The sequence below is a fragment of the Bacillus paramycoides genome (assembly GCF_001884235.1).
In the GTDB taxonomy this organism is placed as follows: domain Bacteria; phylum Bacillota; class Bacilli; order Bacillales; family Bacillaceae_G; genus Bacillus_A; species Bacillus_A paramycoides.
In genome coordinates this window covers 141,952-157,515 of record NZ_MAOI01000069.1, presented here as the reverse complement: position 1 = coordinate 157,515, position 15,564 = coordinate 141,952, and the positions used below count along the sequence as shown (strand labels likewise).

The following is a 15,564-nucleotide window of genomic DNA, read 5'->3' as shown; positions in this document are numbered from 1 at the left end:
TCACCTTTTTTTCTTTTCCTCATACGATACTAAAGAATGTAACGTATAGGTGGGGATACCATTATGATTGTGATAGGCCGTTCTATTGTACACCCTTATATCACAAATGAATATGAGCCATTTGCAGCTGAGAAACAACAAATTTTATCCATAATGGCGGGAAATCAAGAAGTTTATTCCTTCCGAACAGCTGATGAACTCAGCTTTGATCTTAATTTACGAGTTAATATTATTACTTCCGCGCTAGAACTTTTTCAAAGTGGCTTTCAGTTTCGTACATTTCAACAATCTTTTTGCAACCCTCAGTTTTGGGAAAGAACATCACTTGGAGGGTTTCAACTCCTTCCAAACGTACCACCCTCTATTGCCATCCAAGATATTTTTAAAAATGGAAAACTATATGGAACTGAATGCGCCACCGCAATGATTATCATTTTTTACAAAGCATTACTAGCATTATATGAGGAAGAAACTTTCAACCGTCTATTCGCGAACCTTTTACTTTATACATGGGACTACGATCGCGACTTAAAGCTCATAACAAAAACGAGTGGCGATATCGTTCCAGGTGACCTCGTTTACTTTAAAAACCCACAAGTGAATCCAGCTACGATTGAGTGGCAAGGAGAAAACACAATCTATCTAGGAAATTCCTTTTTTTACGGACATGGTGTAGGCGTAAAAACGAAAGAGGAAATTATTTATTCATTAAATGAACGAAGGATTCCTTACGCTTTTATTTCAGCTTATTTGACCGATCTTATTACTCGTATTGATAGTCGTATTATGAGTCACTACGCTTCTCCTAACACGCCACAAACAGCGATAGGATTTATCCCTATTAGAGATGATGCAATCGTTGCAACAATTGGACATACAACTACAATCTATTAAAAAAACGCCTACACAAGTAGGCGTTTTCTCTTATCATTAAGCTTTTGTATGTTCTTTATGGTCACATTCGCAATGAGATCCACACTTCCCATAAAGTACTGTTGATTTTTCATCTTCAAAATGTGCGATTGTTCCTTCACAAACTTGGCATACGATTGTTCCCATTTTCATGTCCCCCTGAGTTTTAAGAATAATCTACTTATATATGATTAAGCTTTCGCATTGTCTCTACTAGCACAGTCACAATTTGATCCACATTTCCCATAAAGTACTGTCGTTTTCTCATCCTCAAAATGTGCGATTGTTCCTTCGCAATCTTGACATACGATTGTTCCCATTTTTCATTTCCCCCTAAGTTTATGGTCCTAAAAACTTTTAGCTGTCCATTTCCTATCAATTATTGGGCTTTTGTATGCTCTGTGTGATCACATCCGCAAGATCCACATTTCCCGTAAAGTACCGTTACTTTCTCATCCTCGAAGTGTGCAATTGTACCTTCACAATCTTGACATACGATTGTTCCCATTTTTCATTTCCCCCTAAGTTTATAATCCCAAAAACTTTTGTAACCGCTTAACTTTCTGTCTTTATTTTAATATGTTATACTTTTTACGTCAATAGGTTTTTAGTATAACACATTAAATATTTTTAATTTTAATTAGTATGCGATATTAACATGAAAAAACAGCCATATCCATACGTACGACTGTTTCTCATTAATTATTCTTCATACTCCGCATGTAAAGATGTAGACGGAACAAGAAATTTAAAAAACTGAGCTACCTCCTCGGCTTCCTCTTCCGATCCTAACTTAAAAGTTTCTTGTATATATTGAACATTCTCCACATCATCTCGTCCAAGCAAAGTCGATCTTCCTGTTTGCATGCAAACAATGAGTGGCTTTCCAAAAAACATATTTGTATAAATAACTCCAAAATCATAGCGTGTATCATGCGTCATAAACCCTAAAAATCGTACCTTCACACTTTCATGCTCATCATACAATTTTTCAAACATTAGCTTCCACCTTTCTAAGTAACACTTCCTACTCATAAATATATTAAACAAAAAAAGTAATACTCCTTTTAATTGTCAAAAAATTCAGTAGGATGTAGAATTATATTATTCTACTAAGCTAGGGGGAATTTATATGCAACATGCCTTTATCACACTTGTACCTAAATCCAATAAACAATCTGTTTCAATAGAAGATGTAAAACACCTTTTTCATTACTATAAAACCATCACCTCCAAGACTGGTGATCAAATTAATTATACTTATACAAATACAGCTTTTCCTTATGAAATATTAGATACATCAGCAACAACATTAAAACTTCAATCTAGTCACGATCGATATGATTCAATTTATGTTGGAATCGGGATAGAAAATGAACAATCTTTCATTCAGATTTCTTTACCCACTACAGCAACATTCGGTGATAAAGGAAAAGCAAACGAATTTAGCCGTTTTCTAGCGAAGAAATTAGAAGGAGAGTTACAATTATTTAATGGAAGAACAATGTATTTCTATAAACGCTAATTTAAAAAATCGATAATATAATAAAAAAAAGTATACAATTTGAACACGTAAGAAATAGAGCCCGTTTCCTGACGTGTAATACAAAACATGCTATCACATACGCTAAATAAAGAAATACGAAAAAGAGAATTACTTTGTAATGGAATTTATCTCCATTTGATAATGATAATACAATGGAAAAACCACTCCATAGTAGAAAATGATAAAATATAACATGTAATATTTTCATGGAACCTTCTCCTTTGACATGCTCTATTTTATTAATATATGGGGTTAAATTTGAATCAATTACATATTATACGAGGGCATATATACCACTTTTAAAGTAACATATGTTTTAACAGTTCATTAAAGTATTATATATTCATTCGACAAGTACATATAAAGACCTTGCAACTCATTTTATGGAAATAAAAATAACCCATCTCTTAAAATAAGAGATGGGTTATTTACATTACTTAAATTATTTTACAATGTGAATTGGCATTCCAAGAGCAACCTCAGCTGCTTCCATTGTGATTTCACCTAATGTTGGGTGAGCATGGATTGTTTGAGCGATATCTTCCGCTGTCATTCCAGCTTCGATAGCTAAACCAATCTCAGAGATAATATCAGAAGCGCCTGCACCTGCAACTTGTGCACCTACAAGAAGACCATCTTCTTTACGTGTTACAAGTTGTAAGAAACCGTCAGTGCTGTTTAATGATAACGCACGACCGTTTGCAGCGAATGGGAACTTAGATACAGTTACTGCCATTCCTGCTTCTTCAGCTTGTTTCTTAGTGTAACCAACAGATGCTAATTCTGGATCAGTGAAGCATACTGCAGGAATTCCGATGTAATCGATTGCTGATGCATGGCCACTAATTGCTTCAACAGCTACTTTACCTTCGTAAGAAGCTTTGTGAGCTAATGGTGGTCCAGGAACGATATCACCGATTGCATAGATGTTTGAAATATTTGTACGGCATTGCTCATCGATTTCGATGATACCGCGGTCAGTCATTTTAACTCCAACTTGCTCAAGACCGATTTCTTGAGTATTTGGACGACGACCTACAGTTACTAATACGTAATCTGCTTCTACAGTTTGGATTTCACCTTTAACTTCGAAGCTAACTTTTACGCCAGTTTCTGTTTCTTCAACGCCTTTAGCCATAGCTTTTGTATGGATATTTACGTTTCCTTTTTTCTGAAGAGCACGTTTAACAACAGAGCTCATTGCTTTTTCAAAACCAGCTAGGATTTCGTCGCCAGCTTCTACTACAGTAACTTCTGTACCGAAGTTAGCATATGCAGTACCTAATTCCATACCGATGTAACCGCCGCCGATTACAACAAGTTTTTTAGGAATTTCAGGTAAGCTTAAAGCGCCTGTAGAGTTGATAACACGTTTAGAGTATTTGAATCCAGGAATTTCGATTGGTGTAGAACCAGTTGCAAGAACAGCATTTTTAAACGTATAAGTTTGAGCTGCATCTTCAGTCATTACGCGTAATGTGTTAGCATCTACGAAGTAAGCTTCACCGCGAATGATTTCAACTTTGTTACCTTTAAGAAGGCCTTCAACACCGCCAGTTAATTTCTTAACTACGCCGTTTTTCCATTCTTGAACTTTTGTAAAGTCAACTTTTACGTTCTCTGCAGTGATACCCATGTCATCAGAATGCATTGCATTCTCATAACGGTGACCTGCATTGATTAACGCTTTTGAAGGAATACATCCAACGTTTAAGCATACGCCACCAAGGTTAGCTTTTTCAATGATTGCTACCTTTTGACCTAATTGTGCTGCACGAATTGCCGCAACGTATCCACCAGGACCTGCACCAACAACGACTGTATCTAATTCAATTGGGAAATCTCCTACTACCATTGTTATTACGCCTCCATTACTAATAATTGTGGGTCATTCAATAAACGTTTAATTTGGTTTAATGCTTTTTGAGCAGTTGCGCCGTCAATTAAACGATGGTCAAAGCTTAGAGATAAAGCTAATACTGGAGCTGCAACGATTTCACCATTTTTCACAACTGGTTTCTCAGCGATACGGCCGATACCAAGGATTGCTACTTCTGGGTGATTGATAACTGGAGTGAACCATTGTCCACCTGCAGAACCAATGTTTGTAATTGTGCAAGAAGCACCTTTCATTTCAGTTGGAGCTAAACGACCGTCACGTGCTTTACCAGCAAGATCATTGATCTCGTTAGAAATAGTAAAGATTGACTTGCGATCTGTATCTTTAACAACTGGTACTAATAGACCTTTGTCTGTATCAGCTGCGATACCGATGTTGAAGTAATGTTTATGAACTACTTCTTGAGATGCATCGTCTAAAGAAGTGTTTAACATTGGGTATTCACGTAATGCAGATGTTAAAGCTTTAACAACGTATGGAAGGTAAGTTAATTTAATACCTTTGTCCGCTGCAACAGCTTTGAACTTCTTACGGTGAGCAACAAGCTCAGTTACATCAATTTCATCCATTAATGTTACGTGAGGAGCTGTATGCTTAGAGTTAACCATTGCTTTCGCAATCGCTTTACGGATACCACTCATTTTCTCACGAGTTTCTGGATATTCACCAGCTGGGATTGGTTGTGCTTTTGGTGCTTCTTCTTTCGCTGCTGCTGGAGTAGCTTCTACTGCTGCTGGAGCCTCAGTTGCTGCTACAGTTTGTCCACCATTTGCAAATGCATCGATGTCAGTTTTCACAACACGGCCGTTCTTACCAGAACCAGCTACTTTATGAATATCTACACCTTTTTCACGAGCATATTTACGAACAGATGGCATAGCGATAACGCGCTCATTTACTACTTCTGCAGTTGCTGCTGGAGTAGCTTCCGCTGCTGGAGCTTCTACTGCTGCTTCTTCAGCTTTTGGAGCTGCATCATGATCGTCACCTTTAAATTTAAGGTTTTCGTATCCAGGAGCATCAAATTTAATTAATGTATCTCCTACAATTGCAACTGTTCCTTCTTCTACAAGTACTTCAAGTACTTTACCTTTAACAGGAGAAGGGATTTCTACTACTGCTTTATCATTTTGCACTTCAAGAAGTACATCATCTTCATTTACTTCATCGCCTGGTTTAATAAACCATTTTACGATTTCACCTTCGTGGATACCTTCACCGATATCTGGTAGTTTAAATTCAAATGCCACGGAATTCAGCCCCCTGATTCATTTCATTATTATGGAATATGTACAAAAGAAACCAGCATGTGCTGATTTCTTCTGCACATGAAAAACTAAAAATTAGAAGTTCATTACTTTGTTAACAGCTTCAACAATATCTTTATGGTTTGGTAACCATACGCTCTCAGCTTGAGAGAATGGGAATACTGTATCAGCAGCTGCAACACGTACAACTGGAGCTTCTAAGTTTAAGATTGCACGGTCGTTAATTTCCGCTACAACGTTAGCTGCAATACCAGCTTGTTTTTGAGCTTCTTGAACTACAACTACGCGGCCTGTTTTTTCAACAGAAGCGATGATTGTTTCGATATCTAATGGTTGAACTGTACGTAAGTCAACAACCTCTAAAGAGATACCTTCTTTTTCAAGTTCTTCAGCAGCTTTTAATGCAGCATGAACCATAGCACCATAAGCGATAACAGATACATCTGTACCTTCACGTTTGATATCAGCTTTACCTAAATCAATTGTGTAATCGCCTTCTGGTACATCTTGACGGAATGAACGGTACAATTTCATATGCTCTAAGTAGATAACTGGATCGTTGTCACGAATCGCAGAGATTAAAAGACCTTTTGCATCGTATGGAGTAGATGGAATAACAACTTTTAGACCAGGTTGTTGTGCCACTAATCCTTCTAAGCTATCAGCATGTAGTTCAGGAGTATGAACACCACCACCGAATGGCGAACGAATTGTTACTGGAGCAGTCCAACGTCCACCAGAACGGTAACGCATACGAGCTAATTGACCAGAAACTGAATCCATTACTTCATAAATGAAACCGAAGAATTGAATTTCTGGAACTGGACGGAAACCTTCAAGTGCAAGTCCAACTGCAAGTCCACCAATACCAGACTCTGCAAGTGGAGTATCCATTACACGATCTTCACCGAATTCAGCTTGTAAACCTTCAGTAGCACGGAATACTCCGCCGTTTACACCAACGTCTTCACCAAACACAAGTACGTTAGGGTCATTTTTCATTTCAACGCGTAAAGCATCAGTGATTGCTTGAATCATTGTCATTTGAGCCATGGCTTACTTCGACTCCTTTTCTTTGTAAATTTCATATTGTTCAGCTAAGTTGTAAGGCATTTTTTCGTACATGATTTCCATTAAATCAGTAACTTTTTGTTTTGGAGCTTGGTCAGCCTTAGCAATTGCTTGTTTGATATCTTCTTTTGCTTCTTCGATTACTTTCTCTTCAACTTCTTGAGACCATAGGCCTTTGTTTTCTAAGAATGCACGGAAGCGTACGATTGGATCTTTTTGTTCCCATTCGTTTTCGATATCTTTTGTACGGTAACGAGTTGGGTCATCACCAGCCATTGTATGTGGACCATAACGGAATGTTAAAGTCTCGATTAAAGTAGGGCCTTCGCCGTTTACTGCGCGCTCACGAGCGAAAGCAGTTGCTGCGTATACAGCTAATGGATCCATACCGTCTACTTGAATTCCGTAAATACCTGCTGCTACTGCTTTTTGTGCTACAGTTTTAGCTGCAGATTGCTTTTCTACTGGAGTAGAGATTGCATAACGGTTGTTTTGTACAACGAAGATTGCTGGAGCTTTGAATGCACCCGCAAAGTTCATACCTTCGTAGAAGTCACCTTGTGAAGCACCACCGTCACCAGTGTAAGTAATAGCAACAGATTTTTTACCACGTAGTTTCATACCTAACGCAACACCAGCAGTTTGGATGATTTGCGCACCGATAATGATTTGTGGAGCAAGTGCATTTACATTCTCAGGCATTTGGTTACCCATGAAATGTCCACGAGAGAATAAGAATGCTTGGTATAATGGTAAACCGTGCCATACTAATTGTGGCACATCACGATATCCTGGTAAGATGAAATCTTCTGCTTCAAGTGCGAAATGACTTGCTAATTGAGAAGCCTCTTGTCCAGCTGTTGGTGCGTAGAATCCTAAACGTCCTTGACGGTTTAAAGAAATAGAACGTTGATCTAGTACGCGAGTATACACCATACGGCGCATTAATTCTTTTAATTGATCATCAGATAATTCAGGCATAGCTGCTTCATTCACAACTTCGCCTTTTTCATTTAAAATTTGTAATGTTTCAAATTGAGCTGCGATAGCTTTCATTTGCTCATCAACATTAAATAGGGTCTTTTTTGTTTTAGTACCCATTCCGTTCACCTCTTCCTCTCTTGAACCATATTCTGAAACGCTTTCACTATCTATTAGCTAGACTGAAAACGTAACAATGTAAACCAACAAATTTGTCTGTCGGTTGAGAATAATTTTGTGTACCTAACAATCTGTACTAATGTTTTTTCAGAAACATATTAATACAATCTTGATCACGTTTTTTAGTTTACAACTATTCTAATTACGATGTCAATTACTTTGAATACGTTTTTTTATAAATAATATGCAGGTTTCCTCTACACAAACGTGTTTTTATTTTTCACATCTGTATTAGTAAGCATTAACCCACTGTTATATTATTCCCTTTTTAGCTTGTTTTTGCTCTTAGAATAATATGTAAACGATTTAATTCTCCTTAGTTTTTCTCTCTTCCCAATAAAAATATACAAACTCTTCTCCCTTTTCTAGGTGAACACCCATACATTTCTTACTGCTACTCCATACATTAAAGTAACCGCAGTATTAGCGGGAAATGATAAAGGAGGTCATCTCATGTACGGATACTCATATTGCTATCCAACGACTTGTTCATATCCTTCCTACGGTTATGGCGGTTCTTGCGGCGGATCTGGGTGCGGCTTCGCATTAATCGTTGTGTTGTTTATCCTTTTAATTATCGTTGGTGCTGCTTGCATTCGCTAATGTAAAATGAAACAACTATGGAAAGAAACAGACGGCTTTGCCGTCTTTTCTTTTTATTATGCACATAACTTATCTATAGAAGATTTGTTTCCAAGTAGCCCTACCTTACTTGCCGATGACTTTTTTTATCTCCTTTGGTAGACTAAAGAAGAAAGGAGAGATTACATATGCTTACAATGAATGATGTAATTCGCGAAGGAAATCCTATTTTGCGAGAAGTCGCTGAAGAAGTTTCATTACCAGCGAGCGAAGAAGATACAAATACCCTTAAAGAAATGATCGAATTTGTAATAAATAGCCAAGACCCTGAAATGGCTGAAAAATATAATTTGCGCCCTGGAATAGGATTAGCAGCTCCGCAAATCGGTGTTTCAAAGAAAATGATCGCTGTTCATGTGACCGATACAAATGATACGTTATATAGTTACGCATTATTTAATCCAAAAATTATTAGTCATTCTGTTGAACGTACACATTTACCAAGTGGTGAAGGGTGTCTATCTGTAGACCGTGAAGTATCTGGTTATGTTCCTCGTTACACAAGGATTACGGTGAGAGCCACAACTATTAACGGTGAAGACGTAAAACTACGATTAAAAGGGTTACCGGCAATTGTATTCCAACATGAAATCGACCATTTAAATGGTGTTATGTTCTATGACCATATTAATAAAGACAATCCATTTGCAGCTCCTGATGATTCAAAACCTCTAGAGCGATAAGTAAAAAGGCGGAAGATTTAACTTCCGCCTTTTTACTTATATGAAATGGGTTCCATATCCACTTACAACAACCCAGCCCATTTCAACCCATGATAAATACCGTCTTCACTAACATCTTTTGTCACATAATTAGCTAGTTTTTTCAAGTCCTCATGACCATTCCCCATCACAATTCCTGTTCCTACTGCTTCAATCATTTCTAAATCATTTAATCCGTCCCCAAATGCATATACTTGTTCACGGTTAAACCCTAATTTCTCAATAAATTTCTCAATTCCTTTTGCCTTAGAACCACCATTAGGAATAATATCCATTGAATATGCATGCCAACGTATAAAATGAAAATCCGGATACTGATGAATAAACTTTTCTTCTTCATTTACTTCACAAAAAAGAAGCGTTTGATATATATCGCGTTCCTCATAAAACTCAGGCTCATATGCTGGATGCTTAAAGTGTAAGCTCCCAAACCCCTCTTTCACATAATCATGATATTCTACTGTCGCTTTCATTTCTTGATGATCAAGATATACAAGGGGATATCCTTCTTTTTTTGCAAACTCAGTAAACTTATGTAGAGCAGCTGGATGTAATGGATTGTTAAATATCACCTCATCTTCAAACACAACGTACTGTCCATTAAAACTGACATAGTTATGAATATTAAGTTCCTTCCGAATATCTTCAAACATAAATGGAGCACGTCCTGTCGCAATTGCTACATGCACGCCTTTTTCTTGTAAATGTCGTACTGCATCTCGTGTAGATTGCGGAATTTTTTTATCATGATCTAATAATGTTCCATCAATATCAAAAAAGACAATTTTATCATTCATTTGTCAAAATCCTTTCTGGCACTCTATATTCCTATTTTGGTTATCACTTTTCAAAATCCAAAAAAAAGTATAACATATTAAACATCTGTGAAGAAAGCGTTCACTTTCTGACCTTATTTATGGAATACGCATATACTATTAGTAAAAAATGTGGATACTTGTTCGGATGAATTTTCTTTTCCATTCTTTCTCATACTATAGCTATAACTAACGGCTACTAATCGTTACTACAAGATAACTTACACTGTACTTGAAAGGACAAGATTCATAATTCACTTCTAATCTTCTTTCTTGTACGGAGGGCGAAGTTATCACTAGTAATATGCATGTTTCAAATAAGGAAAGGAAGGAGTAATCATGCTGAAGAAGCTGAAGAAAAAGCTCAAGCGTTATTTAAATGATCTAGTCCGTAAAAAGACAATCGCTTAAATTGTGCCCATTTCGGGCTTTTTCTTCATTCTCATTCGAAAAAACATGAAAATCGTGACTGTTTGCTTTATAATAAGTAACAGATAATGCAAAACATAGACAAGGAGAGGTTTTCCAAATGATTTTTAAAGTATTTTATCAAGAAAAATTAACTGAGGTCCCAGTACGTGAAAATACAAAAGTTTTATATTTAGAGGCTACGTCTGAAAAGGATGTTCGTAAAAAATTACAAAAGTTCGCATATAATATCGAGTTTGTTCAGTCTGTTACTGGTGCTCATCTTGAATATGAAAAACAAAACGCTGATTTAATATTAGCGGAGATCGTATAATCATATGAAATTCCTAAAAAATGATCAGGCTGCTGTTTTTGCTCTCGGTGGACTTGGTGAAATCGGCAAAAATACATATGCTGTTCAATTTCAAGATGAAATTATTATAATTGACGCTGGAATTAAATTTCCAGAAGACGAACTCCTCGGAATCGATTATGTAATACCAGATTACACTTATTTTGTGCGAAACGAAGATAAAATTAAAGGATTATTCATTACACATGGTCACGAAGATCATATTGGTGGAATCCCTTACCTATTACGTCAAGTGAACATTCCGATTTACGGCGGTAAATTAGCAATTGCCCTAATTAAAAACAAATTAGAAGAGCACGGATTGCTTCGTAAAGCGAAACTTTATGAAATTCAAGAAGATGATGTTATAAAATTCAAAAAAACATCTGTTTCCTTCTTCCGTACAACACACAGTATTCCAGATTCATACGGAGTTGTTGTGAAAACACCTCAAGGACAGGTCGTTCATACTGGTGATTTCAAGTTCGATTTCACACCAGTCGGTGAGCCAGCAGATTTAACTAAAATGGCCGAAATCGGAAAAGACGGTGTACTTTGTCTCCTATCTGATAGTACAAACAGTGAAGTTCCGAACTTTACGATGTCTGAACGCCGCGTTGGTGATAGTATTCAAGATATATTCCGCAAAGTAGAAGGTCGTATTATATTCGCAACCTTTGCATCGAATATACATCGCTTACAACAAGTTGTTGAGGCTGCTGTTGAAAACAATCGTAAAGTGGCTGTTTTCGGTCGAAGTATGGAAGCTGCTATTGAAATCGGACAAAACCTTGGTTATATACGATGTCCAAAGGATACATTCATAGATACGTCTCAGCTAAACCGCCTACCAGCTAATAAAGTTGTTATTTTATGTACAGGTAGTCAAGGTGAGCCGATGGCAGCACTTTCACGTATTGCTAATGGTACGCATCGTCAAATTCAAATTATCCCTGGCGATACAGTTGTTTTCTCTTCTTCACCAATCCCAGGCAATACAATTAGCGTAAGTCGTACAATTAACATGTTGTACCGCGCTGGCGCTGATGTCATCCATGGTAAACTCTCAAATATTCATACGAGTGGACACGGTGGACAAGAAGAACAGAAGTTGATGCTACGTCTTATTAAGCCGAAATATTTCATGCCAATTCATGGTGAGTACCGTATGCAACGTATGCATATGAAATTAGCTAATGATTGTGGTATTCCAGAAGAAAATTGTTTCATTATGGATAATGGAGATGTTCTTGCTTTACGTTCTGACGAAGCAAGCGTAGCTGGAAAAATCCCATCTGGTTCTGTCTATATTGATGGAAACGGTATTGGGGATATCGGTAATATCGTATTACGTGATCGTCGCATTCTTTCTGAAGAAGGACTTGTTATTGTAGTTGTAAGCATTGATATGAAAGAATTTAAAGTTGCAGCAGGACCTGATATCATCTCACGTGGTTTCGTTTATATGCGTGAAAGCAGCGATTTAATCAATGATGCTCAAACATTAATTACAACACATTTAGAAAAAGTAATGGAGCGAAAAACAACACAATGGTCTGAAATTAAAAATGAGATTACAGACACATTAGCACCATTCCTATATGAAAAAACGAAACGTCGTCCAATGATTTTACCAATCATTATGGAAATATAAGAAAAAGGACAATGCCTTCTTGGCATTGTCCTTTTCTCTTATCTTAAAAAATGCTTAAAACGATCTACTTCATCGTCATGACCAATTACAATTAATATATCTCCTGCTTGAATATTTTCTGTAGCTCGAGGAGATACGATAACTTCTTTACCACGTTTAATTGCTACAATATTCAAACCAAACTTCGCACGAATATCTAATTCAATTAAAGAGTGCCCATCAATTTTCTTATTTGCAATAATCTCTACAATACTATGTTCATCTGAAAGCTCTAGGTAATCTAACACATTACTTGATGCGATATTATTAGCAATCCTTTTTCCCATATCTCGTTCTGGATGCACAATATGATCTGCCCCTATTTTACTTAACACTTTTTCATGGTAGTCATTTTGAGCTTTCACAGTAATATTTTTCACACCTAATTCTTTCAAAATTAACGTTGTTAAAATACTTGAATTTAAATTATCTCCAATAGCAACGACCACATGGTCAAAGTTACGGATACCAAGACTTTTTAATACCATCTCATCTGTTGAATCCGCAATTACAGCATGCGAAGCAATATTTGCAAACTCATTAATTTTATCTTCATCTGAATCAATTGCCATTACTTCCATACCTAATTGCGCTAGTTCGCGGCAAATACTTCCACCAAAACGCCCAAGCCCAATGACAGCAAATTCTTTCTCTTTTTCACTCACAGGAATTCCTCCAATAACATCAAGTACTATGTGGTTTTATTGTAACATACTTTATATTTGCTACAAAAACCTGTATATAATCCTTATTTTTGTTTTTGCACATAAAAATACTGTTGTAAATAAAATGCGATACTGAAAATTAACATACCGAATACAAATATATTTCCAAACGAACTAAATGTTTCAAAAACGAACAATAATGTTTCTTGTCCAAAAAAAGCAAATAAAAGTTGTGTAAATGCGAATAACAGTGCCAATATGTAATGATGTTGATGGAATAAATAATGCGTTGCACCTAAAAAGGCTATAAACGAAACAATGAAGATCCACCAATTTTCTAAAAACAGTTGCCAATTAGAAAATTGATATCCATTTACTAATATCGCAATAATTCCTATAACTGCCATTGTTGGCACACTCCATAATAATGCACGTCCTCTAAAGAAGCGTGTACCTTTTGTATCTCCTTTTTCATTTGCAATGTATGTTAGCACGACAGTACTTATATACAAAACAGAGAGGATTGTTAAAACAATGATAAGCCAAAAATGTAATTGATAATATTCATGTTCTATATTCGTCACGATCGCAGCTAGCATACATGGAATTAACATGCCTGTCCAACCATCTATTTTTCTTTCATTCCAAAACACCGTATTACCAATCCGAATTCCTAATAGCATAAAAATAATGATACCTAGTACAAATAATGTAGTCTTATTCCCTACTAAACTAGTTGAGAAAGCAATTAATCCAATAAATAAAAAAAGAACAAATCCATTCATAATTTCTAGTACAGGTGATAAATATCTTTTCACCCATTTATATGTTTCTTCATATTCACTATTATTCGCTAAACGATAGGCGTAAAAACTTATCCCAAAATAAACCGCCGCAATAATAACATATGCATATAAGACGAAACATAAAATCGCACTGCTAATTTGCACGTAATTCCCCACCCTTTTTTCTATGTATCACATTGATTTTACACACTTTTTATACTAAAAGTAAACATATATACGGTAGTTAAACAATTATCTTCCCTATTAGCGAGAATTAATAATGAGCAGCGGCTTCCCCCTGCTCATTATTAATACGCTAAATTTCACTTCATCCATTTGTATGAATTTGTCTAACACTAACAAATATGAAAGATGTTTTCGTCTCGGAACTAAGAGGCGCCTACTCTAAACTTTTGCAAAGTTAGCAAGTAAGTTTACTTTCTATTTCCTTTCCACTTCACATATTGATCTAAAAATGCTATTGCTTGCTCAATAGCTTCTTCGTCTGGTTTTAATTTCGCATGATGTAAACCATGTTCTGAATTTACTCCAAGCCAAAACATAAATCCAGGTATCTCTCGAAGCATATAGCCAAAATCTTCACCTGTCATTGCCTCAGTGCATGTAATGACATCCATATCTGTTTGTTCACCTACAAATTGCATAAACTCTCTCGTTAACTCTTCATGATTATACACTTGATGATACATTGCTCCATAGTCAATAACAGCTTCGCATTGGAAAGAAGCTTCTATACCCGCGACAATTGCCTCAATTCGACTTTTAACACGTTTCATTGACTCAACGGATAGTGTACGAATCGTTCCTTCTAAACGAGATTTTTCCGCGATGATGTTTTGAACTGTACCGCCTGTGATTTTCCCAATTGTAATTACAGCACTGTCAAGAGGGTTCACATTACGACTAATAACTGATTGAAGTTGTGTAACGAGATGACTTGCTGCAACAATCATATCATTTGCTGTATGCGGATATGCAGCATGTCCACCTTTCCCTTTTAAATCAACATATAACTCTGATGTATTGGCAAATAATAACCCCTCTTTGGTTGCAATTGTCCCAACAGGGTATTCTGGCGCAATATGAAGACCAAGAATTATATTCGGCTTCCATTCTTTTAGCTCTTCGCTTTCTAACATAGGAAGAGCACCACCTGGCCCTTCTTCTGCTGGTTGGAATATAAACACAATATCATCATCTATTCTTTCGCTTACAGCTGCTGTTAGAAGGCCTAAACCAATTGTCGTATGCAAATCATGCCCACATGCATGCATCATTCCTTCATGAACAGAAGCAAACTCATACCCTGTTTCCTCTGTAATTGGTAAACCATCTATATCTGCGCGATAGCCTATTATTTTCTCTGGATTTTCCCCATTTACTTTAACGATTACACCTGTCTTCCATGTCTTCACTTCTAAATATTCATTAGGGAGAGTTCCTATGTAATCTAAAATATATTGTTGTGTTTTCCATTCTTTAAATCCAATTTCCGGGATCTTATGTAAATCTCTACGAATTTTGACAAATTTGCTTACTGTCATTTTTGCACCTCTATCTATAAAAAGCGTAAGAGCCCATTTATGCTCTTACGCTTTTTGTT

At 36.4% G+C, this 15,564-nt stretch carries 19 protein-coding genes; 6 read left to right on the top strand and 13 right to left on the bottom strand.

What is annotated here, in order from left to right:
* The first annotated feature begins 63 nt into the window (after window positions 1–63).
* On the top strand, window positions 64–894 hold the full coding sequence (locus tag BAU28_RS13340; protein WP_071718794.1) for a protein-glutamine gamma-glutamyltransferase: 831 nt from the start codon (window positions 64–66) through the stop codon (window positions 892–894).
* Between the two features lie 36 nt (window positions 895–930).
* Here the strand turns inward: BAU28_RS13340 and BAU28_RS13335 are convergent, their stop codons facing one another.
* The 4 genes from BAU28_RS13335 to BAU28_RS13320 all read right to left on the bottom strand — a co-directional run bounded on the left by BAU28_RS13335 (window position 931) and on the right by BAU28_RS13320 (window position 1,911).
* Window positions 931–1,059: a GapA-binding peptide SR1P gene (locus BAU28_RS13335; RefSeq protein WP_000536785.1), complete on the bottom strand. Its 129-nt coding sequence runs from the start codon at window positions 1,057–1,059 to the stop codon at window positions 931–933.
* 44 nt (window positions 1,060–1,103) lie between these two features.
* The gene (locus tag BAU28_RS13330; RefSeq protein WP_071718793.1) at window positions 1,104–1,232 is read right to left on the bottom strand and encodes a GapA-binding peptide SR1P; all 129 of its coding nucleotides are present in this window, start codon (window positions 1,230–1,232) and stop codon (window positions 1,104–1,106) included.
* A 59-nt stretch (window positions 1,233–1,291) separates the two neighbouring features.
* Window positions 1,292–1,420, bottom strand: coding sequence for a GapA-binding peptide SR1P (locus BAU28_RS13325; protein ID WP_000536778.1), 129 nt, complete (start codon window positions 1,418–1,420; stop codon window positions 1,292–1,294).
* Window positions 1,421–1,614: 194 nt separating this feature from the next.
* Window positions 1,615–1,911: a DUF3055 domain-containing protein gene (locus BAU28_RS13320; RefSeq protein WP_048374035.1), complete on the bottom strand. Its 297-nt coding sequence runs from the start codon at window positions 1,909–1,911 to the stop codon at window positions 1,615–1,617.
* Window positions 1,912–2,044: 133 nt separating this feature from the next.
* Between BAU28_RS13320 and BAU28_RS13315 the strand changes: the two genes are divergently transcribed.
* Entirely contained in the window at window positions 2,045–2,437 is a 393-nt protein-coding gene (locus BAU28_RS13315) for a DUF1885 family protein (RefSeq protein WP_025147743.1), read from the top strand.
* Between the two features lies 1 nt (window position 2,438).
* Here BAU28_RS13315 and BAU28_RS13310 read toward each other — a convergent pair whose 3' ends face one another.
* The 5 genes from BAU28_RS13310 to pdhA form a co-directional block, all read right to left on the bottom strand.
* The gene (locus BAU28_RS13310; RefSeq protein WP_071718792.1) at window positions 2,439–2,666 is read right to left on the bottom strand and encodes a hypothetical protein; all 228 of its coding nucleotides are present in this window, start codon (window positions 2,664–2,666) and stop codon (window positions 2,439–2,441) included.
* A 234-nt stretch (window positions 2,667–2,900) separates the two neighbouring features.
* Window positions 2,901–4,313, bottom strand: coding sequence for a dihydrolipoyl dehydrogenase (gene lpdA / locus BAU28_RS13305; RefSeq protein ID WP_071718791.1), 1,413 nt, complete (start codon window positions 4,311–4,313; stop codon window positions 2,901–2,903).
* Between the two features lie 5 nt (window positions 4,314–4,318).
* Entirely contained in the window at window positions 4,319–5,608 is a 1,290-nt protein-coding gene (gene pdhC / locus BAU28_RS13300; RefSeq protein WP_071718790.1) for a pyruvate dehydrogenase complex dihydrolipoyllysine-residue acetyltransferase, read from the bottom strand.
* A gap of 93 nt (window positions 5,609–5,701) precedes the next feature.
* Complete coding sequence (pdhB, locus tag BAU28_RS13295; RefSeq protein ID WP_000068162.1) at window positions 5,702–6,679, bottom strand: pyruvate dehydrogenase complex E1 component subunit beta; 978 nt, start codon at window positions 6,677–6,679, stop codon at window positions 5,702–5,704.
* Between the two features lie 3 nt (window positions 6,680–6,682).
* Window positions 6,683–7,798, bottom strand: coding sequence for a pyruvate dehydrogenase E1 component subunit alpha (gene pdhA / locus BAU28_RS13290; RefSeq protein WP_000536893.1), 1,116 nt, complete (start codon window positions 7,796–7,798; stop codon window positions 6,683–6,685).
* A gap of 513 nt (window positions 7,799–8,311) precedes the next feature.
* Between pdhA and BAU28_RS13285 the strand changes: the two genes are divergently transcribed.
* Together BAU28_RS13285 and def are read left to right on the top strand one after the other, a co-directional pair.
* Entirely contained in the window at window positions 8,312–8,461 is a 150-nt protein-coding gene (locus BAU28_RS13285) for a YjcZ family sporulation protein (RefSeq protein WP_025147739.1), read from the top strand.
* Between the two features lie 167 nt (window positions 8,462–8,628).
* Window positions 8,629–9,183 (top strand): peptide deformylase, encoded by a 555-nt coding sequence (gene def / locus BAU28_RS13280; protein WP_048374038.1) that lies wholly within the window; start codon window positions 8,629–8,631, stop codon window positions 9,181–9,183.
* A 62-nt stretch (window positions 9,184–9,245) separates the two neighbouring features.
* Here the strand turns inward: def and BAU28_RS13275 are convergent, their stop codons facing one another.
* Window positions 9,246–10,019, bottom strand: a complete 774-nt coding sequence (locus BAU28_RS13275; RefSeq protein ID WP_048374039.1) for a Cof-type HAD-IIB family hydrolase — start codon at window positions 10,017–10,019, stop codon at window positions 9,246–9,248.
* Window positions 10,020–10,566: 547 nt separating this feature from the next.
* On the opposite strand from BAU28_RS13275, the gene BAU28_RS13265 reads away from it, so the two are divergent.
* Together BAU28_RS13265 and rnjA are read left to right on the top strand one after the other, a co-directional pair.
* Entirely contained in the window at window positions 10,567–10,779 is a 213-nt protein-coding gene (locus BAU28_RS13265; protein WP_048374040.1) for a DNA-dependent RNA polymerase subunit epsilon, read from the top strand.
* Window positions 10,780–10,783: 4 nt separating this feature from the next.
* Window positions 10,784–12,451, top strand: coding sequence for a ribonuclease J1 (gene rnjA / locus BAU28_RS13260; protein ID WP_000670372.1), 1,668 nt, complete (start codon window positions 10,784–10,786; stop codon window positions 12,449–12,451).
* 38 nt (window positions 12,452–12,489) lie between these two features.
* On the opposite strand, the gene BAU28_RS13255 is transcribed toward rnjA, so the two are convergent.
* From BAU28_RS13255 to BAU28_RS13245, 3 genes are all read right to left on the bottom strand, one after another.
* Window positions 12,490–13,155 carry a potassium channel family protein gene (locus tag BAU28_RS13255; protein ID WP_001290442.1) on the bottom strand — a complete coding sequence of 222 codons (666 nt, stop codon included), beginning with the start codon at window positions 13,153–13,155 and terminating at the stop codon, window positions 12,490–12,492.
* 83 nt (window positions 13,156–13,238) lie between these two features.
* Window positions 13,239–14,105: a cytochrome C oxidase assembly protein gene (locus BAU28_RS13250; RefSeq protein ID WP_071718789.1), complete on the bottom strand. Its 867-nt coding sequence runs from the start codon at window positions 14,103–14,105 to the stop codon at window positions 13,239–13,241.
* 269 nt (window positions 14,106–14,374) lie between these two features.
* Window positions 14,375–15,505, bottom strand: a complete 1,131-nt coding sequence (locus tag BAU28_RS13245) for an N-acetyldiaminopimelate deacetylase (protein ID WP_048374042.1) — start codon at window positions 15,503–15,505, stop codon at window positions 14,375–14,377.
* Window positions 15,506–15,564: the final 59 nt, after the last annotated feature.